23 protein-coding genes are annotated in these 21838 nt (G+C 68.3%); 14 read left to right on the forward strand and 9 right to left on the reverse strand.

Going from position 1 to position 21838, the window contains the following annotated elements:
- The first annotated feature begins 42 nt into the window (after positions 1-42).
- Both AAFP30_RS13125 and AAFP30_RS13130 read left to right on the forward strand, forming a co-directional pair.
- Positions 43-1473 carry a hypothetical protein gene (locus AAFP30_RS13125; RefSeq protein ID WP_419230357.1) on the forward strand — a complete coding sequence of 477 codons (1431 nt, stop codon included), beginning with the start codon at positions 43-45 and terminating at the stop codon, positions 1471-1473.
- Complete coding sequence (locus AAFP30_RS13130) at positions 1427-2182, forward strand: HAD family hydrolase (RefSeq protein WP_419230358.1); 756 nt, start codon at positions 1427-1429, stop codon at positions 2180-2182. Before AAFP30_RS13125 ends, AAFP30_RS13130 begins: the two co-directional genes overlap by 47 nt.
- 20 nt (positions 2183-2202) lie before the next feature.
- Here AAFP30_RS13130 and AAFP30_RS13135 read toward each other — a convergent pair whose 3' ends face one another.
- The 5 genes from AAFP30_RS13135 to AAFP30_RS13155 form a co-directional block, all read right to left on the reverse strand.
- Positions 2203-3639: a sodium:solute symporter family protein gene (locus AAFP30_RS13135; RefSeq protein ID WP_419230359.1), complete on the reverse strand. Its 1437-nt coding sequence runs from the start codon at positions 3637-3639 to the stop codon at positions 2203-2205.
- Positions 3636-3881, reverse strand: coding sequence for a hypothetical protein (locus AAFP30_RS13140; protein WP_419230360.1), 246 nt, complete (start codon positions 3879-3881; stop codon positions 3636-3638). Before AAFP30_RS13140 ends, AAFP30_RS13135 begins: the two co-directional genes overlap by 4 nt.
- Before the next feature lie 91 nt (positions 3882-3972).
- Positions 3973-5391 carry an amidase gene (locus tag AAFP30_RS13145; protein WP_419230361.1) on the reverse strand — a complete coding sequence of 473 codons (1419 nt, stop codon included), beginning with the start codon at positions 5389-5391 and terminating at the stop codon, positions 3973-3975.
- A gap of 172 nt (positions 5392-5563) precedes the next feature.
- A complete protein-coding gene (locus tag AAFP30_RS13150; RefSeq protein ID WP_419230362.1) occupies positions 5564-6511 on the reverse strand; it encodes an Lrp/AsnC family transcriptional regulator in 948 nt (315 codons plus the stop codon).
- Between the two features lie 79 nt (positions 6512-6590).
- On the reverse strand, positions 6591-7505 hold the full coding sequence (locus AAFP30_RS13155) for a LysR family transcriptional regulator (protein ID WP_419230363.1): 915 nt from the start codon (positions 7503-7505) through the stop codon (positions 6591-6593).
- A 64-nt stretch (positions 7506-7569) separates the two neighbouring features.
- Here AAFP30_RS13155 and mdcA point away from each other — a divergent pair, with 64 nt between their 5' ends.
- The 10 genes from mdcA (at position 7570) to hisG (ending at position 16556) form a co-directional block, all read left to right on the forward strand.
- Entirely contained in the window at positions 7570-9261 is a 1692-nt protein-coding gene (gene mdcA, locus AAFP30_RS13160; RefSeq protein ID WP_419230364.1) for a malonate decarboxylase subunit alpha, read from the forward strand.
- Positions 9261-10166, forward strand: a complete 906-nt coding sequence (locus AAFP30_RS13165) for a triphosphoribosyl-dephospho-CoA synthase (protein ID WP_419230365.1) — start codon at positions 9261-9263, stop codon at positions 10164-10166. The genes mdcA and AAFP30_RS13165 overlap by 1 nt, the downstream gene beginning before the upstream one ends.
- 235 nt (positions 10167-10401) lie before the next feature.
- Positions 10402-11640: an IS110 family transposase gene (locus AAFP30_RS13170; RefSeq protein WP_419230366.1), complete on the forward strand. Its 1239-nt coding sequence runs from the start codon at positions 10402-10404 to the stop codon at positions 11638-11640.
- Between the two features lie 167 nt (positions 11641-11807).
- Positions 11808-12128 (forward strand): malonate decarboxylase acyl carrier protein, encoded by a 321-nt coding sequence (gene mdcC, locus AAFP30_RS13175; RefSeq protein WP_419230367.1) that lies wholly within the window; start codon positions 11808-11810, stop codon positions 12126-12128.
- On the forward strand, positions 12125-12961 hold the full coding sequence (locus tag AAFP30_RS13180; RefSeq protein ID WP_419230368.1) for a biotin-independent malonate decarboxylase subunit beta: 837 nt from the start codon (positions 12125-12127) through the stop codon (positions 12959-12961). Before mdcC ends, AAFP30_RS13180 begins: the two co-directional genes overlap by 4 nt.
- Positions 12958-13788: a biotin-independent malonate decarboxylase subunit gamma gene (mdcE, locus tag AAFP30_RS13185; protein WP_419230369.1), complete on the forward strand. Its 831-nt coding sequence runs from the start codon at positions 12958-12960 to the stop codon at positions 13786-13788. Before AAFP30_RS13180 ends, mdcE begins: the two co-directional genes overlap by 4 nt.
- Positions 13785-14453, forward strand: coding sequence for a malonate decarboxylase holo-ACP synthase (locus AAFP30_RS13190; protein ID WP_419230370.1), 669 nt, complete (start codon positions 13785-13787; stop codon positions 14451-14453). The genes mdcE and AAFP30_RS13190 overlap by 4 nt, the downstream gene beginning before the upstream one ends.
- Positions 14438-15349, forward strand: a complete 912-nt coding sequence (locus AAFP30_RS13195) for an ACP S-malonyltransferase (protein ID WP_419230371.1) — start codon at positions 14438-14440, stop codon at positions 15347-15349. Before AAFP30_RS13190 ends, AAFP30_RS13195 begins: the two co-directional genes overlap by 16 nt.
- Positions 15350-15372: 23 nt before the next feature.
- Positions 15373-15636 carry a phosphoribosyl-ATP diphosphatase gene (locus AAFP30_RS13200; RefSeq protein WP_419230372.1) on the forward strand — a complete coding sequence of 88 codons (264 nt, stop codon included), beginning with the start codon at positions 15373-15375 and terminating at the stop codon, positions 15634-15636.
- Between the two features lie 68 nt (positions 15637-15704).
- Positions 15705-16556, forward strand: a complete 852-nt coding sequence (gene hisG / locus AAFP30_RS13205; protein WP_419230373.1) for an ATP phosphoribosyltransferase — start codon at positions 15705-15707, stop codon at positions 16554-16556.
- A gap of 16 nt (positions 16557-16572) precedes the next feature.
- Here hisG and AAFP30_RS13210 read toward each other — a convergent pair whose 3' ends face one another.
- Entirely contained in the window at positions 16573-17229 is a 657-nt protein-coding gene (locus AAFP30_RS13210; RefSeq protein WP_419230374.1) for a response regulator, read from the reverse strand.
- Positions 17226-18422, reverse strand: coding sequence for a sensor histidine kinase (locus AAFP30_RS13215; protein ID WP_419230375.1), 1197 nt, complete (start codon positions 18420-18422; stop codon positions 17226-17228). Before AAFP30_RS13215 ends, AAFP30_RS13210 begins: the two co-directional genes overlap by 4 nt.
- A gap of 150 nt (positions 18423-18572) precedes the next feature.
- Here AAFP30_RS13215 and AAFP30_RS13220 point away from each other — a divergent pair, with 150 nt between their 5' ends.
- Positions 18573-19145: a hypothetical protein gene (locus tag AAFP30_RS13220; RefSeq protein ID WP_419230376.1), complete on the forward strand. Its 573-nt coding sequence runs from the start codon at positions 18573-18575 to the stop codon at positions 19143-19145.
- Here AAFP30_RS13220 and AAFP30_RS13225 read toward each other — a convergent pair.
- Both AAFP30_RS13225 and AAFP30_RS13230 read right to left on the reverse strand, forming a co-directional pair.
- Positions 19085-19921: a thioesterase family protein gene (locus AAFP30_RS13225; RefSeq protein ID WP_419230377.1), complete on the reverse strand. Its 837-nt coding sequence runs from the start codon at positions 19919-19921 to the stop codon at positions 19085-19087. The genes AAFP30_RS13220 and AAFP30_RS13225 overlap by 61 nt on opposite strands.
- Positions 19922-19942: 21 nt before the next feature.
- Complete coding sequence (locus tag AAFP30_RS13230; protein ID WP_419230378.1) at positions 19943-20818, reverse strand: RecB family exonuclease; 876 nt, start codon at positions 20816-20818, stop codon at positions 19943-19945.
- Positions 20819-20936: 118 nt separating this feature from the next.
- On the opposite strand from AAFP30_RS13230, the gene AAFP30_RS13235 reads away from it, so the two are divergent.
- A complete protein-coding gene (locus AAFP30_RS13235) occupies positions 20937-21782 on the forward strand; it encodes a tRNA (adenine-N1)-methyltransferase (protein ID WP_419230379.1) in 846 nt (281 codons plus the stop codon).
- Positions 21783-21838: the final 56 nt, after the last annotated feature.

A 21838-nucleotide genomic window follows, 5' to 3' on the forward strand; every position in this document is an offset into this window, starting at 1 on the left:
GGCTGCCACCGTCTTCACAGCTTGACCGCCGACAGTGGTGACATGACATCTGCGACCCTGCCTGCGTCCACGCCGTCGGCGGCGCCACCACCCGAGGTGGCCGCCGACCGCACTCCGCGACGGTGGATCCGGTGGCTGGTACTCACGGCGATCGTCGCGGTGGCCATCGGCATCCGGGTTCGCTTCCTGCACATCGAGACGATGGACTACCAGGCGTTCCTCAGCCGGTGGTACAGCACGCTCGACACCCAGGGGTTCGGCGCGTTCAAGGAACGTTTCGCCGACTACAACTATCCCTACCTGTACCTGATCTGGGTGCTCACCGCGCTCAACATCCCGGCGCTGGTCGGGATCAAGGCGCTTTCGATCGGCTTCGACCTGGTCCTGGGCTTCTTCGCCTACCGCATCGTCGCACTGCGGACCGACCGATTCTGGTTGCGCGCGGCGGCCTTCGGGGTCGTGGTGCTGTTGCCGTCGGTGATCGCCAACAGTGCCTACTGGGGGCAGGCCGACGCCATCTACTCGGCGTTCGTGCTCGGCGGGGTCTGCTTCCTGCTGCGCGCCCAGCGGGATCGGCTCGTCTGGAACTCGGTGTGGGCGTGCGTATTCTTCGGCATCGCGGTGTCGTTCAAGCTGCAGGCCATCTTCGTGTTCCCGGTGCTGCTGTGGCTGCTGCTGCGTCGTCGGCTGCCGTGGTACTCACTACTCGCGATCCCGGTTGTGTACCTGCTGTTCGACATCCCGGCCGTGCTGGCCGGCGCGTCCTGGAGTACCGCGCTGTCGGTCTACCTCGACCAGACCGGCTCGTATCAGCAGCTCACGCTCGGCGCCGCCAACCTGTACCAACTGATCCCCATCGCGGGCGACGCCACGTGGCTCGCGCATCTCGGGATCGCTGCGGCGGCGACCGTGATCGCCGCGTTCTTCGCCTGGTCACTGTGGAAGAAGCCCGCGGTGACGCCGACGTCGATCCTCGTGGTCGCGACCGCGTCGGCAGTGATCGTGCCGTTCCTGCTCCCGGCCATGCACGACCGCTACTTCTACACCGCGGAGATCCTCAGCGTGGTGATGGCGTTCTACCTGCCGCTGCGCTTCGTGCTGATCCCCGTCCTCATCCAGGCCGCCGCGATCGGCGTCTATCACTCGTCGCTGACCGGTGACCAGGGACACGGGTTCGGGGGTCAGGGGTTTGGTGGACAGGGGCATGCGCCCGGCGGCGGTCCCGGCTTCGGCGGTGAATCTCATCACGGCGGAACCGGCGGTCCAGGCGGCGGCGCCGGGGGACCGGGTGGCGGCCACCCGGGCGGCGGTGGCCAGTCCGGCGGCGGCCAACACGGCGGGAGCAGCGGTTACACCTCCGGTCGGGGTGACACCGCGTTGACGATCTACGCGTCGATGATGGCGCTCGCGGCACTCGGCATGGTCTATGCCGTCGTCGATACTTTTCGCCGCGCGGCACTTCGGTTGCGATGATGCTGGGGTGAGCACTCCCGCACAGACCGACCTCGCACAGACCGGGCCCGCCGCCGTGCTCTGGGACATGGACGGCACCCTGCTCGACTCCGAACCGCTCTGGGACATCGCGATGGAGGACCTCGCGGTACGTCACGGCATCGTGATGTCCCCGGCGTTGCGCGAGTCGACACTGGGCAACTCGCTGCCCGACGCCATCACCCGTGTGCACGACGCAGCCGACGTGGCGCCGGCCGACCGCGACATCGCCGCCGACAGTCGCTGGATTCTGGACCGCGTCGCGGTCCTGTTCCGGCAGGGTCTGCCGTGGCGACCGGGGGCGGCCGCGGCACTGGATCTGGTGGCGACCGCCGGACTGCCGATGGTGCTGGTGACCAACACGGTTCGCGAACTCGTCGTCGTCGCCTTGGAAACGCTGGGTCCGGCGCGATTCACCGCCACTGTCTGCGGCGACGAAGTCCCCCGGGGTAAACCGGCACCGGACATCTACCAGAAGGCTGCCTCCGCGCTCGGGTTGCGCGCCGATCAGTGCCTGGCCGTGGAGGATTCGCCGACCGGGACCATCGCGTCGACGACAGCCGGATGCCCGACCCTCGTCATCCCGTCGGCGGCGCCGGTACCGTCGGGCACCTTGCGCAGCTTCCGGGAGACGTTGGTCGGGCTCACCGAGCATGATCTGGTCGACGCCTGGACCGGCCAGGTCACCTGAGGCGTCCAGGCGTCGAACCCTCAGACCTCGACGGTCACTTTCGGTGCGGCGGTCGGCTCCGGGGTCGACGTGGTCATCGTCGTCCGACGAATCACCTCGGCCACGGCCACCACGATCACGTTGGGGAGCAACGACACCAGGCCGGTGTCCCAGCTCCCGACGTTGATGTCAGCGAAGGTGAGGACGATGACGGACACGATGCCGGTGATCGCACCGAGCATGATCGGTAGCGCGCCGATCCGGACGCGGACGCCCAGTGCCATCGCGACTGCCGGAATGAGCTGTGCCAATCCGCCATACGTGATGAGCAGCAGCTCGGCGATGTTGGACTGCTTGAGCCCGAAGGCGAGCGCACCCAGGGTGGCGACCACGACGACCGCATGATTGACGCGCAGTGCGGTGCGCGGATTGCCGATGGACAGCACGTTGCGGGTCACCAGAGTGGAGATGCCCATTGCGATGGCTGCCGACGGGACCATCGCGGCCGACGCGCCGGCCACTGCCACGACACCGACAAGCCAAGCCGGCAGCGTTGCGGTTGCGACACCGAACAGGGCGGCGTTGGGCTTGGTGGCCGGGTCGAGGACGAGGATGGCGGCGAAGCCGATGAAGATCGGGAGGAACAGGGCAACCTGGTAGAGCGACAGCCACTTGTAGTTCGACCGCAGGACGTCAGAACTCTTGGCGGCCAACACCGGCGGCCACAGGTGCGGGAAGGTGTTGAAGCCGGCGGCCAGCGTGGTGACGATCACCGACGTCACGAAGAACGTGGTGTCGTAGCCATGGGCACCCAGGGTGAGCATCACCGGATCATGTTGTGCGACTTGACCGAAGACCTCGGGCACGCCACCGATGGAGATGATCACGCCGCCGGCGACGATGAGCAGTGCCACCACCATGAGGACATCCTTGAGGTAGGCGACGCGCGCGATGCCGCGGATGCCCGACCGGGTGACGAACAGCACGACGAGTGCGCTCGCGATGACCATCGAAAGTCCGCGTGCCGCTTCGGATCCGGTGGCGAGCTGCACGATCAGGCCGAGTCCGGTGATCTGGAGTTGCAAGTACGGGATGAGGCTCAACGCACCGACCACTGCGGTCACCCGACCGAGCCACGGTGAGCGATACCGATCGGACAGGAAGTCCGACATTGTCACGTAGCCCTTGTTGACCGCGAGGTCACGGATCCGGGGAGAGATGAAGTAGAGCAGGATCGCCGACAGCGTCAGGTAGGCGACGGCGAAGGTGGCGCTCGCGCCGCCGGCGAACGCGATGCCCGCGAGACCCAGAAAGCTGAACGTGGTCAACGACTCTCCGGCCTGCAGGAACCAGGAGGTCCACCGGGGCATGTTGCGTTCGGCGACCGCCCAGGATTCCACATCGCGGGCCTTCTTGCGGCCGGTCATGCCGAGCACCGCGATCAACACGATGCCGACGGTGACGATGACGGTGATCATCGGGTGACCTCCGTGCCCTCGGTGCCGGCGTCGGAGAGCCGGTCACGCCGGCCGATGTAGTCGACGACATTCAGTGAGGCGACGGTCAGCAGAACCGCGCCGAACGACCACACGAGCACCGACGGCACGCCGAACCACAGCGCGTCGGTGTTCACGAAGGGCAGGAAAGGCATTGCGAGAAAGGCGATTACCGGTATCGCGGCGACGGCCAGCTGGGGCGGGCTGGCGATGGTGTGTTTCATGGTGGTAGCTTTCGGGTTGTCGGTCGATGAGGCGGGACGGGGTTGGCAGACCCCGGACTTGCGAGGAACTCAGGTCGAGGAGCGGGTCATCTCAGACAGGCAGGTGCGGTTCGATCGCCGCGGCGTTGGTCAGTGCTTCCAGCGCCCGGCTGATGGACAGCAGTCTCCTCTCGGTGTGTGCGGCGGTCAGTACCTGGATACCGACCGGCAATCCGGTGTCGGTGAAGCCGACGGGCAGTGACAGCGCCGGAATGCCCAGCGGTGTCAGCAGATAGCAGGCACGCATCCAGTCGAGGTAGGTGTGCTGCGGCACCCCGTCGATCTCGGTGGGGTAGGTTGCGGACGCGTCGAAGGGGAGTACCTGGCAGGTCGGCACGAGCAGCACGTCGTACTGCTCGAAGAAGTCGGCGGCCCGGCAGTGCAGCATCGTCAGATCACGGAACCCGGCGGCGACGTCGGCTGCGCCGAGTTCCTCACCGCAACGGATGTTCCAGGCGAGATCCGGCTTGAACGCCTCCGGCTGCTGTGCCAGTGCATCGGACATCTCCAGGGCGAACTCCGCGGCCCGCAAGGTGCGGAAGACCCGCTCGGCGGCATCGAGATCCGGGCAGGCCGGCTCGACATCGACGCCGTATCCGCCGAGGGAGCCGACGAACGGCTCGAGCACCTTGAGCACCTCGGCCTCCACCGGGATGCGACCGTCGAGCGTCGGAGCCCAGGCTGCCCGCAGTCCGCCCAGCGACGCGACTTCGGCGTCGAGCGTGGGTGCGGGGCGTCCGGTGGTCAGTGGGTCGTGCGGATGTCCGCCGCCCATCACCGACAGCAGCAGCGTGACGTCGTCGACGGTCCGGCCCATCGGACCCAACACACCGAGAGGCGAAAAGCCCATGCCGCCACCGGGACTCGGGACGATGCCGGGGGTCGGGCGCAGGCCGACGACGTTGCAGAACGACGCCGGGTTACGCAGCGATCCACCCATGTCGCTGCCGTCGGCCAGCGGCGTCATCCGGGCAGCGAGTGCGGCGGCCGCACCGCCGGAACTGCCGCCGGCCGAGCGGGTGGTGTCGTACGGATTCACCGTCGTCCCGAATACGGAGTTGAAAGTGTGTGAGCCCGCGGCCATTTCGGGCACGTTGGTCTTGCCCAGGCGGATGGCACCGGCTGCGCCGATTCGTCGGACAGTCTCCGCGTCCTCGGTCGGCACGTTGTCGGCGAACAGCGGCGAGCCCAGCGTGGTGCGCATGCCGGCGGTCGCGTGGGTGTCCTTGAACGTCACCGGCAGGCCGTGCAGCGGGCCCGGCTCGACGCCCGCGGCCAACGCCCGGTCGGCCGCGTCGGCAGCGGCCAGCGCACCGTCGGAGTCCAAGGTCACGATGGCGTTGATCGCGGGGTTCACCGCGTCGATCCGGTCGAGATGCGCGCGGGTGACCTCGCGGGCCGAGAGCTCCTTCGCCGCGATGGCATCGCGCAGGTCGCAGGCGCTCATTCTGACGATGTCGGTCATGGCCATCCAATCGATAGTTGATTCAAGAAACTGGGCTTGCGTGGAGGAATGATTCATCAAATGTGGCAGGCGACACACTTTGTGTCAATAGGTGAGATGAGATTAGCCGCCATCGATCCACCTTGCAGTGCGAAGTGACAAGGAGGAATCGAGGCTAGTGCGAACGGTGCCGAAGCGGTCAGCGAGTGAGAACGCCGCTGCGCTTATAGGAGGCCAGCACCAGCTCGGAGTGCACCGCGGACACCCGCGGCACCCAATCGCTGCCGGTCAGGAGCTGTGCGAGCTCGGTGAATGAGCTCATCGTGATGTTGACGACGAGCGCGTCGCGGCCCATGACCAGCGCGGCGTACCGCACCGACGGCAGCTTGGCGAGCATCTCACCGACCTCGACGGTGACCGCGGGATTCGCCTGGATCCAGAGCAGCGCCTCGACGGGCAGACCGAGGCTCGCCGGCTCGATGACGATCCTCGTGTGCAACCGGCCGGTGGTGAACAGGTGATCCACCCGGCGCCGCGCGGTGCTCTCCGGAATACCGGCTTCCTCGGCGATCGTGGTGAGCGCGATCCGGCCGTCGCGGGCGAGCGCTCGCACGATCGTTGCGTCGGGTTCGTCGAACTCGCCCGAGGGGCCGACATTCTCGGGTGGTGCGTCGAGGTCGAGTGCCTGCACCTCGGCGTCGGTCAGCACGGGCGGTCGCCACCCGGCGACGGTCTGGAAATATCGGAGGACCGGTGCCACGTGAACCGACCGGATTGCCGCGTGGGCGTCGGCGATGTCGCGGGTGAACTGGGCGAGTTCGGATTCCGGCGCGGTGATCTCGGCGACGATGGACGGTGAGCCGCCGAGCCGGTACACGAACACGGCGCGATGATCCGCGGCAAGCGACGACGCCACGTCGTCGATGTCGCCGGGCAGGCAATCCAGATAGACAACATGAGTCGACATGCCCAGGGGCAGGGTCGCGACACGGACCGCGCCGGAGGAAATCAGTGCGTTGCCACGGCGGGTCACCGTGGAGAACGATTCGCCGAGGGCGTCGGCGATACGCCGCCAGGATGCGCGGCCGTTGACCTGCAACGCGCCGACGATCCGTCGGTCGAGATCGTCGAGGTATGCCGCGGCCATATCCGTACCCTAGCGGTGCGTCTCGCCGAGGCCATGTCGGACATGCGGACACCGCGACTCATGCATCAGAGAATGATTCTCAGCCATCGATATCTGCCCAGTTCGGATAGTCCCGGCTGATCTGTCGCGCGTGGTCGAGGAAGGCGCTCAGTCGCGTCGATTCCCGCCCGCCGTCCCAGACGATGCCGAACTCGCGTTCGGCCGTCGCGTCGTCGATCGGGATGGCGACGGTCCGCGGGTGTGGCGCCCCGTCGGCGGGCACCACCGACACGCCCAATCCGGAGCCGACGAAGCCGGCGAGGGTGGCGAGGTTGTCGGCCTCGAGCACCACGCGTGGGCTCACGCCGGCCTGCCGCCACAGCGTGTCCGCGATGCGGCGGGTGTGGAAACGCGTGTCCAGCGCGAGGGCGGGTTCGTCGGCGCACTCGGTCAGTGACACCGAAGCGCGGGTGGCGAGCGGATGCGAACTGTGCACCAGCAGAACAAAACGCTGCCTTCCCAACGGAATCCAGGAGAATCGCCGTGCCGGTCGGGGCGCGGTGACGGCCACCTCGATGGTCTGATCGTCGACGGCGGCCAGGAGCTCGTCGGACGCGCCCTCACGATGGGCCACCCGCACCTCGGGGTGCTCGGCGATGAAGGAGCCGAGTAGTTCGCCGGCCACGGTCGAGTTCAGTGATCGGAGGCATCCGATCCGCAGGATCTCGGTCGCTCCCGGATCGGTTGCCGTCCGCACCGCCGCGCTGAAGGTGTCGAGTGCCTCGCGGGCGGCCGCCGAGAGAGCGATCCCCGCGGCGGTGAGCCGCAGTGCCCGGCCGTCGCGCTCGACCAACGCGACGCCGAGGGCGTGTTCCCAGGTGCGCACCGTCCGGCTCAGCGTCGGCTGGCTGACCCCGCTACGGTCGGCCGCGCTGGTCAACGACTGCTCCGCGTCGAGGGCCACCAGCTGCGCGAGGCCGGAGGCGAAGAGTAGTTCGACCTCATTGACATTCATGAGTGAATGATTCTAACGCGGTCGACCATTGCGGTGGGGCATATCGGCAACGCAGCCTGAGTGGGTGACGACCACGCAGCAACCGAGCAGCGCCGCTCCCGTCTGGAACCGCCGCCGCCAGAGCAAGTCCGAGCGCGTCGAGGCGGGGCGCCGATTCACCGACGGGCGCGTCGTGCCGACCGACGCCGTCGAGGATCTCCTGCACGCCGTGCTGCGGCCGGGGGATCGAGTGGCACTCGAGGGTGACAATCAGAAGCAGGCCGACTTCCTGGCCCGGGCCCTCACCCGGCTCGATCCGGGCCGGGTCAACGAACTGCACCTGGTGATCCCGTCGATCTCGCTGCCCGAACACCTCGACCTATTCGAGCAGGGCATCGCCACCCGCGCGGACTTCGCGTTCGCCGGAGCGCAGTCGGGCCGGATACCCGGACTGATTGCCGACAAGACGCTCACCGTGGGTGCCATCCACACCTACCTCGAGCTCTACGCCCGCATGTTCGTCGACCTGATCCCGGATGTCGCGTTGATCGCGGCGGAGGCCGCGGACTCGGCGGGCAACCTCTACACCGGGCCGAACACCGAGGACACCCCGGCCATCGTGGAGGCCACCGCATTTCGCGACGGCATCGTCATCGCTCAGGTCAACGAGATCGTCGACCACGAGGATCTGCCGCGCACCGACATCCCCGGTGACTGCGTCGACTTCGTCATTCGCGCCGACCGCCCGTTCCACATCGAACCGCTCTTCACCCGCGATCCCCGCCAGATCACCGACCTGCACGTGCTGCTCGGGATGCTCGCGATCCGCGGTGTCTATGAACGCCACGAGGTGACCTCGGTCAACCATGGCATCGGATTCGACACGGCGGCAATCGAATTGCTGCTCCCCACCTACGGTGGCGACCTCGGGTTGAAGGGGCGCATCGCCCGGCATTTCGCGCTCAATCCGCATCCGACGCTGATCCCGGCCATCGAATCGGGCTGGGTCGAGACGATCACCTCGTTCGGCGGGGAACTCGGCATGGAACGCTACGTGGCCGCCCGTCCCGACATCTTCGCCACCGGACGCGACGGCTCGCTGCGCTCGAACCGGATGGTCGCCCAGACCGCCGGTCTGTACGCCACCGACATGTTCATCGGTTCCACCCTGCAGATCGACGCCGACGCCAACTCGTCGACGGTCACCGCCGGCCGGCTCTCCGGCTTCGGCGGAGCCCCGAACCTGGGCAGCGACCCCCGCGGCCGACGGCATTCGACACCCACCTGGTTGGGGATGGCCGAGGAGTTGGGTAGGACCGAGGCGACCGGCACGCTCGGTCCGCTGCGCGGCCGCAAACTCGTCGTGCAGATCGCCGAGTCCTTCGGCACCGGCGGCGTCCCCAAATACGTCGACCGGCTCGACGCGTGGTCGGTCGGGGAGCAGGCCGGCATGCCGGTCGCGCCGGTCATGATCTACGGCGACGACGTCACCCACCTCATCAGCGAAGAAGGCGTCGCTTACCTCTACCGCGCGCACAGCGCCGACGAGCGTCGTGCGGCCGTCGCCGCGCTGGCCGGCGCGGGCCCACTCGGGCAGACCTCGACCGCCGACGAGCGGGCGCAGTTGCGCCGCGACGGCCTCCTCGCGACACCGGAGGATCTCGGGGTCCGGCGCTCGGATGCCAACCGGACGCAACTCGCCGCCCGCAGCATCGGCGACCTGGTGACCTGGTCCGGCGGACTCTATGACCCGCCCGCGAAGTTCCGGAGCTGGTGATGACCCACACTGTGATCACCGACATGCAGACCCCGACCTCGCTACTCGCCGACGCCGCGGTCGCCGCGCTGTGCGCGGAGGCCACCCTCAGCCCGAAACCCGGACTCGTCGACGCCCGCGGTTCCGGCGCCCACACCGACATGGATCTCGACCTGCTCCTGCGGTCCGCGCAGGTGCTGCGACCGACCTTCACCGACCTCGCCGCCGCCGGCTTGGCCGGCGGAACGGATCTGCCCCGACTGCGCGCCGACCTCGCCGGCGTCGGCCGCGTCGGCGAACGCACGATGATGGCGGCGACCGGCGGCGTCAACACCCATCGCGGCGCGATCTGGGCGCTGGGCCTGACAGTGGGTGCCGCCGCGAGTCTCGCACCGGAGAGCGGCGCCGGGTCCGCCGCGGCGATCCTCGACCGGGTCGCGGCGATCGCCGCCCACGATGACCCCGCCGCACCCGCACCGCACACCCCCGGTGCCCGGGCACGTGCCCATTACGCGGTCGGCGGTGCGGTCGGTGCCGCCCGCGCCGGCTTCCCGGCCGCGGTCGCCGCACTGATGTCGATCCGCGGATCCCGGCTCGCGGGCGCGACCGAAGAGCAGGCGCGACTCGACGGACTGCTGGCCGCGATGACCGACCTCGACGACACCTGCGTCCTCGTCCGCGGCGGCCGATCGGCGCTGCACACCGTGCGGTCCGGCGCCCGGCGCGCACTGGCTGTCGGTGGCGCCCGCACGCCTGCCGGTCGCGCGGTCATCACCGAGCTCGACCGTCGACTGTGCGCCACCGGCATCTCACCCGGCGGCAGCGCCGACATGCTCGCCCTCGCGTTGCTCCTCGACGAGCTCGACACCGCCACCCCCCCAGATGGTCGAGTAAGTGACCAGGGCCGCCGCAGGCGGCCAACGTGAGCCGGGAAGAGTTGCCGCTGGTCACCACAGCCGCCGGGGCGGATAGTGGGCAGGGTGAATCGTGGAGAATTCGCTCACGTGCTTTGTGCCAGTGAGCCAGCGAGTAAGTATGAATCGCGGGGCCTGCCACGGGGAATGTGGATTGTTGCTTCGAGCACGCGGATCAGACTCCTAGATCTACCCAGCCCCGCCCACGATTCACCCGTCAATTCCCTTCGACCGTCAGGAATCGGTGATGGAAGTACTCCATGCCCGCTGCGCCGGGCTCGACATATCCAAGAAAGACGCGAAAGTGTGTGTCCGGGTGGCGGGTTCAGGACGCCGCAAGACCGTGGAAACAGTCACGACATGGTCCTCAATGACCCGTGACGTGCTGGCACTGCGTGAACACCTCAGTACCGAGAAGGTCACCTGTGTGGTGATGGAAGCCACCGGCGACTACTGGAAAACGTTCTACTACGTCCTCGAGGACGGACCGTTCGAGCTGATGCTGGTCAACGCTCGCGACGTCAAGAACCTCCCCGGCCGCAAAACCGATGTCTCTGACGCGGCCTGGCTGGCCCAACTCGCCGCACATGGCTTGGTGCGCCCATGCTTCGTGCCACCGCCACCGATCCGGCAGCTACGCGATCTGACCCGTACCCGCACCGCGATCACCCGCGAACGCGGCCGCACCATCCAACGGGTGGAGAAGGTCCTCGAAGACGCCGGTATCAAACTATCGGTGGTGGCCACCGACATCGCCGGGGTATCCGGGCAACGCATCCTGCGCGCGCTGGCCAACGGCGAGCGTAACCCCGAAGTCCTCGCCGACCTCTCCGTACGCCAACTGCGAGCCAAGATCCCGATGCTCACCCAAGCGCTCGAAGGCCGCTTCACCGACCACCACGCCTTCATCATCGACATGCACCTGACCTCGATCGAGGAACACACCACCCACATCGACGCGCTCACCGAGCGGATCGAGCAGCTGATGGCACCCTTTCGTGACATCCGGGAACTGTTATGCACCATCCCCGGAATCGCCGAAGGCACCGCCGATGTGATCATCGCCGAAACCGGCGCCGACATGACCGTGTTCCCCGACGCAGGTCATCTGGCATCGTGGGCCGGGGTATGCCCCGGCCACCACGAGTCGGCCGGCCGCGTCAAGAACGCGGCAACCCGACCCGGCAACCGCTACCTCAAAGGCGCGCTCGGCGCCTCAGCCCTGACCATCGCCCGCAACAAAGGCACCTTTCTGCACACGAAATACGTGCGGCTGTCCAAACAACGCGGTCAGGGCAAAGCGATCGTCGCGATCGAACGCACCCTGATCACCCTCATCTGGACCATGATCACCAACCACACCACCTATACCGAACCCGGTCCTGATTTCTACCAACAACGTAACCCTGAACGCGCCAAAAACCGTGCTCTACAACAACTACGCGACCTCGGATGGGAGGCCACCCTACAACCCGCCAGCGCCTAAACCCACACACCCCACCGAAATCCCGCACCAGGCGCCTACCAGCGTCGGGCACCTCCGCACGCGCCACCCGCGCGTCACGACGCCACCTCACCAAACTCTTCGGATCAGCCCGGCGATGAAGGAGCCGAGCGCATCGAGACCACCGCCCACACACTGAGGAAAGACTCATGGAGACAATCGAATTGACCCTTCCGGCGACGCAGACACTGACTCGCGACGTGCACGTCGGGGTCGTCGCATCCGGCGATCTCGAGGTGCTGCTCACGCCGCATGACCGCACCGATCCCGCCGGAGAGAGCACGGCCGAGATCCGGCTCCGCACCACCGTCGACGGCTACGGCGTGCTGTGGGAACGCGTGCTGCACCGCGCGCTCGCCGACGGCGCCTACGCCGCCCGCTACGAGATCAACGATTCCGGTGCCACGCCCGGCATGGTCACCCTGCGCCTGGCGCAGGCCGCCGAGGCGGCCCGGGGAGGTGCGGCATGACCGTCCTGCCTCTCGCCTACACCGAACTCCGCGCTCGCGACCGCGCGCGGGCGTTGCTCGACGCGGGCAGCTTCCGGGAGATCCTCGACCCGTTCGACCGCATGGAGTCGCCGCATCTGGCCGCGCAGGGCATCGTCGGTCAGAGCGACGACGGCGCCGTCATCGCACGCGGCACCATCGACGACGCGGACGCGGTCATCCTGGCACTCGACGGCGCGTTCCAGGGCGGCGGCATCGGCGAGGTGTCCGGCGCCAAACTGGCGGCCGGTCTGGAACAGGCCATCGCCGATCACCGCGCCGGTATCCCCATCCGCGTCGTGTTGCTGCTGGAGACCGGGGGCATCCGCCTGCAGGAGGCCAACCTCGGGCTCCTGGCGATCGCCGACATCCACGCCGCCATCGTCGAGCTGCGCCAGCTCGCCCCGGTGGTCGGGGTGATCAGCGGGCCGGTCGGCTGCTTCGGCGGCATGGGCATCGCCGCCGGGCTGACCAGCCATCTGGTCATGACCCGCGAAGGGCGTCTCGGTCTCAACGGTCCCGAGGTGATCGAGACCGAGGCCGGCATCGACGAACTCGACTCCGCCGACCGGCCACTCATCTGGTCGATGCTCGGCGGAGTGCAGCGCGTCGGCCAGCATCTCGCGGAGATCCTCGTCGACGACGACACCCACGCGGTCGCCGCCGCGGTCCGGGCGGTGTGGCGCGAACCCGGCACCCCACGACCACGGTCGCAGCGCATCGATGCCGCGACCGGTATCCTCGACCGCCTCGACCCGGCAGCGCACCTGCCCGCCGATATCGCCCGCGACTGGATAAACGGTGACTTCCGATGAGCCCCACATGTTCCCTCGGCCAGATCTGGTTCGACGCCCTCGCCACCACCGACTCCGCCGAGAGCGGGTGCGCTTCGGTCCGGGTCGGCGAGATCACGCTCGACAGCTCGTCCGACTCTGCGCTGGTGATCGCCGTCGTGCCCGATCCCGACTCCCCGTACCCGCGGGTGCGCCACGGCGAGATCGGCCTCCGCGAGGGGTGGTCCGTCGCCGACGCCGTCACCCGGTACACGGCCGCGCAGCAGCACCGACCCCGAGCAGATCGCGCGCCGGTCGTCCTGGTCATCGATACCCCCGGCCAGGCCTACGGCTACCTCGAAGAACTCATCGGCCTGCATCAGGCGCTCGCCGCGGCCGTCGACGCCCTCGCACATGCCCGACTCGCCGGGCATCCGGTGGTGGGGCTGATCGTCGGCAAGGCCATCTCCGGTGGTTTCCTCTCCTTCGGCCTGCAGGCCAATAGGCTTGTCGCCCTGGACCATTCCGACGTCGAGGTGCAGGTCATGTCGCAGAGCGCGACCGCCCGCATCACCCGACGCGACGTCGCCGAACTCGAGCGGATCGCCGCAGTCGCGCCGGCGACCGCCCGCGACGTCGGCAGCTTCGCCTCGCTCGGCGCACTACACGAGCTACTGAAGGTCGAGCAGCCGCACCGGCCGACCGACGCCGACATCGACGCGGTCCGCACCTCGATCGCCGCCGCCATTCGAGCCGCGCGCGAGGCGCCCGCCGACCTGACGTCGCGGCTGACCTCGCCGGAGGCCCGCGCCCGGCGTGCCGCGTCCAACGAGGTGCGACGCCGGGTCGCGCAGGCCTGGCGCGCATGACCGCCTTCGCCGAACCCCCAGCCGAACCCCATGACCTGGTCCGGGTCGCCGACACCGATCTGCTGACGGACACAGCCGGTGCAACGCTGTCCGACGACGCATCCCGCGCGCTGGCGGGACTCGGCGGCGGTTGGGTGGTCGTGCGGCGTGCTGCTGCGCCCACCGGAATGCTGCCCGTCGGCATCCGCGGGCGGCAGCGGTCCGAACGTCACGCCGCCCTGCTGCCCGTCTCGGGCGCGGCCGAACGGGTCCGGCCCTGGCAGATCCGTTCCACCTCGCACGACCCGACCCGGCCCCCGGCCCTGACCGCCTTCCGATTCGTGACGGGCGCACTGGGCCACTCCGACCTGCGTTGGGGCCCGGCCGGCAGCGTCGCCTTCGAACTGGTCACCGGTACGTCCGTCGCCACCGAGACCAGCGATCTCGACCTGATCGTGGATGCGCCGCAACGACTTTCGACCACCGAGATGGCGCTCATCACGGATGCCATCACCAAGGCCACCGACGCGACCGGCACGCGCATCGACGTCCAGCTTGTGACACCGGGCGGCGGCGTCGCCTTCACCGAAGTCGCCCGCGGCGACAGTCAGGTCGCGCTGCGCACCGTCGACGGTCCCATCCTGTGCACCGATCCGTGGGACACGTCGGCATGCGCAGTGCGCTGATCTGCCCGGGGCAGGGCGCTCAGCAGCCCGGCATGCTGGGTGATCTCGCCGCGGCCGGCACCGACGTGCTCGACGAAGCCGCCGCGGTGCTCGGCGAGGACGTCACCACCCTCGACACGGCCGACGCGTTGCGCGACACCCGCGCCGTGCAGCTCGCGCTACTCATCTGCGGCGTCACCCGCGGGCGAGCGTTGCTCGACGCGGGCGCACCCATCGACTATCTGGCCGGACATTCGGTGGGGCAGTGGACCGCCGCGGTGCTCGCCGACGTCGTCGACGTCGCCGACGCGGTGCGCATCGTCGACCTGCGCGCCCACGCGATGGCCGCGGCCGCACCGCCCGACTCGGGGATGATCGCCGTCGAAGGAGTTGGGGCCGGCGTCATCGACGAGTCGGCCGCCCGGCTGCGAGGCGACGGCGAACTGGTCTGGCTGAGCAACATCAACAGCGCGTCCGCCGCGACGGCGTCGGGCACCCATCGCGCCCTTGCGCGGCTGGCCGCCGAACTCACCGACGTCCACGGCGCCCGCATCCGCCCGCTCGAGGTATCCGTGCCCGCGCACACCGAACTGATGGCACCTGCCGGAGCCGCGGTGGCCACCGCCCTCGACGACATCGAACTCCGCAGACCCCGCATCCCGATCGCCGGTAACCGCGACGGTCGCCTCCTGCGCACGCCCGCCCAGCTGCGCACCGACCTGACCGACGGCATCGTCGTCGGCGTGCGGTGGGATCTGTGCGTCGACGTCCTTGCCGGTCACGGCACGCGTGTGTGGCTGCACAATGCTCCCGGCCGGTCCCTCCTGGCCACACTGCCGCCCGATCACCACAGCATCGCGGTCGACGAGGTGTCGACGGATCGGCTGGTGCGGTGGGCGCACGTGCGTCGTCGCTGAGCGGCATGCCAAAATAGAGTCCCGTGAAGACTTTCGAGGAGCTGTTCGCCGAGCTGAGCGACAAGGCACAGAACCGTCCCGCCGGCAGCGGGACCGTCGCCGCCCTCGATTCCGGAGTCCATACGCTGGGCAAGAAGATCATCGAAGAGGCCGGTGAGGTCTGGCTCGCCGCCGAGCACGAGTCCGACGAATCGCTCGGCGAAGAGATCTCCCAACTCGTGTACTGGCTGCAGGTGATGATGATCAAGCGGGGATTGTCCCTCGCCGACGTGTACCGCCATCTGTAGGGCTGCGATCCAGCCCCACATCGGACCCCAGGCCAACATCACGTCTCACCAGTAAGGACCCCACACTCATGTTGCGCGTAGCCGTGCCCAACAAGGGAGCACTTTCCGAATCGGCGGCAGCCGTGCTCGCCGAAGCCGGATATCGGAAGCGATCCGACGCCAAAGACCTCACCGTTCTCGACAACGCCAACGACGTCGAGTTCTTCTTCCTGCGCCCCAAGGACATCGCGATCTACGTCGGCTCGGGCACCCTCGACCTCGGCATCACCGGCCGCGACCTGGCCCGGGATTCGGGCGCCTCGGTCGACGAACAGCTCTCGATGGGCTTCGGGTCCTCGACCTTCCGCTATGCGGCACCCGCCGGCCAGGACTGGACGGTCGCCGACCTCGCGGGCAAACGCGTCGCCACGTCGTACCCGAACCTCGTCCGCGACGACCTCCGTAACCGGGGCATCGAACCGGCCGAGGTCATCCGCCTCGACGGCGCAGTCGAGATCTCCATTCAGCTCGGTGTCGCCGACGTGATCGCCGACGTCGTCGGTTCGGGACGCACCCTGCGGCAGCACGGCCTCGTCGCCTTCGGCGAATCGCTGTGCGACTCCGAGGGCGTGCTCATCTCCCGCAACGGCGGCGGTGACCTCGGCAAGGCCGCCCGCCAGTTCGTGGCCCGCGTGCAGGGCGTGGTCTTCGGTCAGCAGTACGTGATGATCGATTACGACTGCCCACGCACCCTGCTCGAGCAGGCCACCGCCCTCACCCCCGGACTCGAATCGCCCACCGTCGCACCGATGGCCGACCCCGACTGGGCCGCCGTCCGCGCCATGGTGCCGCGCAAGATCCACCAGAGCCTGATGGACGAGCTCTCCGAGCTCGGCGCCAAGGCCATCCTCGCCACCGACATCCGGTCCTGCCGCTTCTGACCTGACGCCCCAGACGCTAACTGCCGAGGCCGTGCTGGAAGGCGAACCGCATCGCCGAACTGCGGTCGCGCAGATCGAGTTTGGTGAAGATGTTGTTGATGTGCGTCTTCACCGTGGAGTCGCTGACGACGAGTCGTCGGGCGATCTCGCGGTTGCTCAGACCCTGCGCGATCAACTCGAGCACCTCGGTCTCGCGTGCGGTCAACACCTCGAGACCGGTGGTCGCCGGCGCTGCGTTCGCGGATGACGGCCCGCCGCCGGCGACCGCCGCGACCAACCGCGCCTGCACCGCCGGATCGAGGACCGACTGGCCGGCGGCGGCCACGCGGATGGCGGTGGCGATCTCGTCGCGTCCGGCCTCCTTGGTCAGGTAGCCGCGGGCACCCGCCTGCAGGGCACTCAGGATCGACGCCTCGTCGTCGTACGTGGTGAGCACGACGACGGCGGTGTCCGGAAACCGTTCGCACACTTCGGCGGTCGCGGCGGCCCCGTCGAGTACCGGCATCCGCAGGTCGGTCAGCAGCACCTGCGGTCCGTGCGTGGCCACCGCATCGACGGCCTCGCGCCCGTTGGCTGCGGTCGCCACCACGTCGAGATCGTCGACAAGGCTCAGCATCACCGCGAGCGCCTCGCGGATGGCGGTCTGATCGTCGGCGACCACCACGGTGATCATGGCTGCTCCTCGTCGTCGATGCCGGTTGTCGGGATACTCAGGTGCACGCGCCAGCCGCCGGGCCACGACGGGTCGTCAGGCGGCAACGGGCCCGCTTCGAGGTGCGCGCCGATCGCCGCGGCGCGTTCCCGCATCCCGACCAGGCCCAATCCGGAGCCTGCCGAGGATGATTCGTGTCCAGCTTTGTTGGTCGCGGTGAACTCGACTGGCGTGGCACCGAATTCGAGCACGCAGTCCAGGCGTGCATCTGGTGCGTGTCGTCGTGCGTTGGTCACCGACTCCTGCGCGATCCGCACCATGGTGTGGACCGTCCGCCCGTCCATCGGGAGCGGTTCTCCCCGAACCGTCAGTGTCTCATGGGGTCCCGTCAGCATGCCGGCGATGGCGATCGCCGGATCGACGGTGTCCCCGCGCAACATCTGCACAGCGCTGCGGGCCTCCTCGAGTCCGGTGACCACCATGGTGCGGGCGTTGCGGACCGCAGCCCGGCCCTCGTCGACACGGTCGGCGTCAAAGAGCGCGTCCGCCAACGACAATTGCATGTTCACCCCGGACAGCGAATGGGCGAGGACGTCGTGGATGTCGCGGGCGATGGCGGCGCGGTCGGCGAGAGCGCGCGATTGCGCCTCGGATTCGGCGGCCTTACGGGTCTGCCGCACCACTTCGTCGGCCGCGGCGAAGGTCTCCTGCCTGGTGTAGCGCGCCATTCCCGGGATGATGCTCAAGAACACCAGCAGGTTCGTCCACCACGGCGTGATATCGGCTGGGCCCCACAGCAATTGCACGCCGATCGCGACCCCGACGTTGAGGGCGATCACCCAGACCGCGACCCGCGGCACAAACCGGATCGCGGCGTGCAGCGCGATCATGTACGAGAACGTCGCCGGCCACCCCTGACCGCCGAGCCCCATCAACACACCGGCCAGTACCGCCGTGATCGACGCCAGGATCAACCGCGTTCGCAGATCGATGATCCGGTCGGGCACGGGCACGGTCAACAGCAGACCGGCGCAGACCACGACCAGCACCAGCTGCAGCGGGGTGCCCCACGGGTGCGACGACGCCGGCAGCGTGAGCACCATCATCGCCGCGAAGAAGATCACCAGCACCGGTTGCAGCACCCGCAACGCCCGATCCCATTCGGTCTCGCGCGGGATGCCGCTGTCGTATGTCTGGATGTCCCACCATCCCATCGGCCCATCGTGTCAGGCGCCGCGACGCCGGCCAACCGCGCCCGGGTGGAGAACCGATCTCCACCCGATCTCCACCCGCACGGCGATGTTTCTGCCGGTGTAGCCACGTTGACTGAAGACATCGCACACACCAACCCGAAGGAGCACGCGATGTCGGACTTCACCCAGGCACTACTCATCAGCGGCGGCATCTTCGCCCTGGTCGTGGCCCGCGGCTATGGCCGTCGTGTCTTCGACCGACGAGCACTGATGCTGCCCGTCGCGGCGGTCGGGGTCTTCGGGGTGATCTATCTCAAGGACGCGCCGATCGGGTCACCGAGGGACTGGCTCGTCTATGCGACGGCTGTCGTCGTCGGGCTCGTCTTCGGGGTCGTCGCCACCGCCGTCACCCGCATCGAACGGGACGACCGTAGCGGTCGGCTGCTGACCATCACCGGTCCCGCCTTCGTCGCGGTGTGGGCGACGGCGGTGGTGGCGCGGCTGACGTTCGTGTGGGCGGTCACCAACAACCCCACACTGCGAAACCACTTTGGCGAGTTCATGATCGGCCATCACCTGGACTTCGCGACCATCGCCCCGTTCTTTCTGCTGTGGGCGTTGACCATGGTCGTCTCCCGGATCGTCCTGCTCAAGATCCGCGAACGTGGCCTACCGCAGAGAGATCAGTTCTCGGCCAGCAACACCGTCTGCGCCGAACGTCCGATGAAGCCGGTCGCGTCGTAGAGGTCGGCGAAGGTGGCGCCGAAACCGTCGCCGCCGCGCAACATGTCGGAGTCGAGCCCGAGCCACGGTCCCCGCGGAATCCGCGTCAGGTGGACCGTGGTGTCGGTGTTCATCCACGTCCACTCGTTGGGATCGAGGGTGGTGCCGACGCCATTGGCGATGTCGAGCACCGTGAAGATCGATTCCAGATCGGTGATCTCCTCGCCGCCGACCAGTGGCAGGGCCGGCCGCAGCCAGAGTGCCATCGTCTCGCCAAGGCGGCCCGGCACGATCGCGGTTTCGCACGTGCCGACGAAACCCAAAGTCCCCCAGGGTATGCCGACGTCCGGATCGGCGCTGATGCCCAACGTCGGTGTCATTTCGTCCGGTCCTGGCGTCAGGCGGGCGGGCATCCGTTCCACCGCCGACGAATCGGCCGTCCGAATCCGCCAGGCCGTCGACCGCGCAGCCACCCGGAACGAGCCGTCGGCCTGCTGCACCTCGAGGTCGCTACTGACCATGCTGATCTGCCGACCCGGGCGCACCACCTGGGCGCGGACCCGGTTGATGCCAAGTCCGACGGGACCGAGGATCTCGGTGGTGACACGGGTGATGTGCTGGGTGGGGTCGGGGGCGCAGCGCTCCAGCGCGCGGACCGTGAGACCGGCCGGCGGCCCACCGTGCTGCATCGTCGGCGCCCAGACGCTCAGCGTCGCGTCGGTGGGCTGGAAGTACTCGTATCCGTCACCGGCCGACGTGGCGGGCGGATCGATGGGCACGTAGTAGCAACTTTCCACTACGCCAGCCTATGCCAACCGTCATAGGAACCCGGGTGGCGGTCCCGGGTAGGGCGGGATCTCGCCACCGAACTCCGGGCAGCGTTCGCGATGCTCGCAGTAGTTGCACATCCGCGACTTGCGCGGCCGGAAGTCGCCGGTACGCACCGCGGCCCGGATCGCCGCCCAGATCGCCTTGAGAGTGCGGCCGAATCGTTCGAGCTCATCGGGGTCCGGGGTGTAGTTGAGTTGCTGCCCGTCCGACAGGTACATCAGCTGCAGCCGATGTGGCACCACGCCGCGGATCCGCCATATCGCCAGCGCGTAGAACTTCATCTGGAACAGCGCCTTGGCCTCGTATGCCTCGCCCGGGCTGCGACCCGTCTTGTAGTCGACCACCCGGATCTCCCCGGTCGGCGCGACGTCGATCCGGTCGATGAAACCGCGCATCAGTACGTCGTCGACGTCGATCTCCACATGTTCCTCGACGGCATCGGCGTCGAACGCCGTCGGATTCTCCATCGTGTAGTAGGTGGCCATCAGCTTCTGTGCCTCGGCGACGAATCGTCCGTTGGCGTCCACGCCGATGACCTGCGACAGTTGCGGGTCTGCCTCACACATCGCCGCCCAGGCGCCCTCGACCAGCAGGTCGGCGGCCTCCGGCGTGCGTTGTTCGGCGGGTATGTCGAACAGATTCTCCAGCGCCGCATGCACCACGGTGCCGCGCGTCTGCGCCTGGGTCGGGGTCTCCGGAAAGCGGTCGATCGCGCGGTAGCGGTAGAGCAGCGGGCACTGCTTGAAGTCGGCCGCCCGGGAAGGGGAGAGGGCCAGCGGGCGGCCCACGAGCCCGCGGGTGCCCGACCCAGTGTCCGGGGAGGTGCCTTGGGTCGCGGACCCGGCGTCGATCGTCGTACTCACATTTGGCAGGGTAGGTCGCGACCCCGACAGAAACTGCGAAACGCGCCGACGTCGCGTTGCGGAGCGATCCACACGTTTCCCTAGATCACTGTTGACCAGCCGGAAGGACACCTCTCAGATGCCGACGACCGGCCCCTTCGCCGTGGGCGATCGAGTGCAACTCACCGACGCCAAAGGCCGGAAGTTCACCGTGCACCTCGAGGAGGACAAGCTCTTCCACACCCATCGCGGTGCCATCGCCCACAACGACCTGATCGGCGCGCCCGAGGGCAGCATCGTCGCGGCCACCAGTGGCACCCAATACCTCGCGTTGCGGCCGCTGCTCACCGATTACGTGCTGTCCATGCCGCGCGGCGCGCAGGTCATCTACCCGAAGGACGCCGCCCAGATCGTGACCGAGGGCGACATCTTCCCCGGCGCGCGGGTGCTGGAGGCCGGTGCCGGTTCCGGCGCGCTGACCTGCTCGTTGCTGCGGGCCGTCGGTGAGCGCGGCACCGTCACCTCCTACGAGGTGCGCGACGACCACGCCGAACACGCCATCCGCAATGTCGATACCTTCTTCGGCGGACGCCCGGAGAATTGGGAGATCCTCGTCGACGACCTGGCCAACCTGGATGCCGCCGCGTTGTCGCCCGAGCAGCATTTCGACCGCATCGTGCTCGACATGCTCGCCCCCTGGGAGCCGCTCGACGTCGTCCGGCAGGCCATCACGCCCGGCGGCGTGCTGATCATCTATGTGGCAACTGTCACACAGCTGTCCCGGGTCGTGGAAAGCCTGCGTGAGCAGGAGTGTTGGACCGAGCCGCGGGCCTGGGAATCGCTGGTCCGCGATTGGAGCGCCGTCGGCCTCGCGGTCCGTCCGGAACACAAAATGCAAGGCCACACCGCATTCCTGATCACCACACGACGGTTGGCCGACGGTGTCACCACATTGCGACCCCAGCGGCGACCGACGCGCGGCTGACCCGTCGGATCGGATTACCCTGCGTTAATCGCTTTACCCGACGAAACATCGCGAAT

This window comes from Gordonia sp. CPCC 205515, from assembly GCF_048537925.1.
GTDB lineage: Bacteria > Actinomycetota > Actinomycetes > Mycobacteriales > Mycobacteriaceae > Gordonia.

Bases quoted from the DNA above. Each gene is read 5' to 3' on its own strand.
- AAFP30_RS13125 (WP_419230357.1), top strand. From the start codon at position 43: ATGACATCTGCGACCCTGCCTGCGTCCACGCCGTCGGCGGCGCCACCA.
- AAFP30_RS13130 (WP_419230358.1), top strand. From the start codon at position 1,427: ATGCCGTCGTCGATACTTTTCGCCGCGCGGCACTTCGGTTGCGATGAT.
- AAFP30_RS13135 (WP_419230359.1), bottom strand. From the start codon at position 3,639: ATGATCACCGTCATCGTCACCGTCGGCATCGTGTTGATCGCGGTGCTC.
- AAFP30_RS13140 (WP_419230360.1), bottom strand. From the start codon at position 3,881: ATGAAACACACCATCGCCAGCCCGCCCCAGCTGGCCGTCGCCGCGATA.
- AAFP30_RS13145 (WP_419230361.1), bottom strand. From the start codon at position 5,391: ATGGCCATGACCGACATCGTCAGAATGAGCGCCTGCGACCTGCGCGAT.
- AAFP30_RS13150 (WP_419230362.1), bottom strand. From the start codon at position 6,511: ATGGCCGCGGCATACCTCGACGATCTCGACCGACGGATCGTCGGCGCG.
- AAFP30_RS13155 (WP_419230363.1), bottom strand. From the start codon at position 7,505: ATGAATGTCAATGAGGTCGAACTACTCTTCGCCTCCGGCCTCGCGCAG.
- AAFP30_RS13165 (WP_419230365.1), top strand. From the start codon at position 9,261: ATGACCCACACTGTGATCACCGACATGCAGACCCCGACCTCGCTACTC.
- AAFP30_RS13170 (WP_419230366.1), top strand. From the start codon at position 10,402: ATGGAAGTACTCCATGCCCGCTGCGCCGGGCTCGACATATCCAAGAAA.
- mdcC (WP_419230367.1), top strand. From the start codon at position 11,808: ATGGAGACAATCGAATTGACCCTTCCGGCGACGCAGACACTGACTCGC.
- AAFP30_RS13180 (WP_419230368.1), top strand. From the start codon at position 12,125: ATGACCGTCCTGCCTCTCGCCTACACCGAACTCCGCGCTCGCGACCGC.
- mdcE (WP_419230369.1), top strand. From the start codon at position 12,958: ATGAGCCCCACATGTTCCCTCGGCCAGATCTGGTTCGACGCCCTCGCC.
- AAFP30_RS13190 (WP_419230370.1), top strand. From the start codon at position 13,785: ATGACCGCCTTCGCCGAACCCCCAGCCGAACCCCATGACCTGGTCCGG.
- AAFP30_RS13195 (WP_419230371.1), top strand. From the start codon at position 14,438: ATGCGCAGTGCGCTGATCTGCCCGGGGCAGGGCGCTCAGCAGCCCGGC.
- hisG (WP_419230373.1), top strand. From the start codon at position 15,705: ATGTTGCGCGTAGCCGTGCCCAACAAGGGAGCACTTTCCGAATCGGCG.
- AAFP30_RS13210 (WP_419230374.1), bottom strand. From the start codon at position 17,229: ATGATCACCGTGGTGGTCGCCGACGATCAGACCGCCATCCGCGAGGCG.
- AAFP30_RS13215 (WP_419230375.1), bottom strand. From the start codon at position 18,422: ATGGGATGGTGGGACATCCAGACATACGACAGCGGCATCCCGCGCGAG.
- AAFP30_RS13220 (WP_419230376.1), top strand. From the start codon at position 18,573: ATGTCGGACTTCACCCAGGCACTACTCATCAGCGGCGGCATCTTCGCC.
- AAFP30_RS13235 (WP_419230379.1), top strand. From the start codon at position 20,937: ATGCCGACGACCGGCCCCTTCGCCGTGGGCGATCGAGTGCAACTCACC.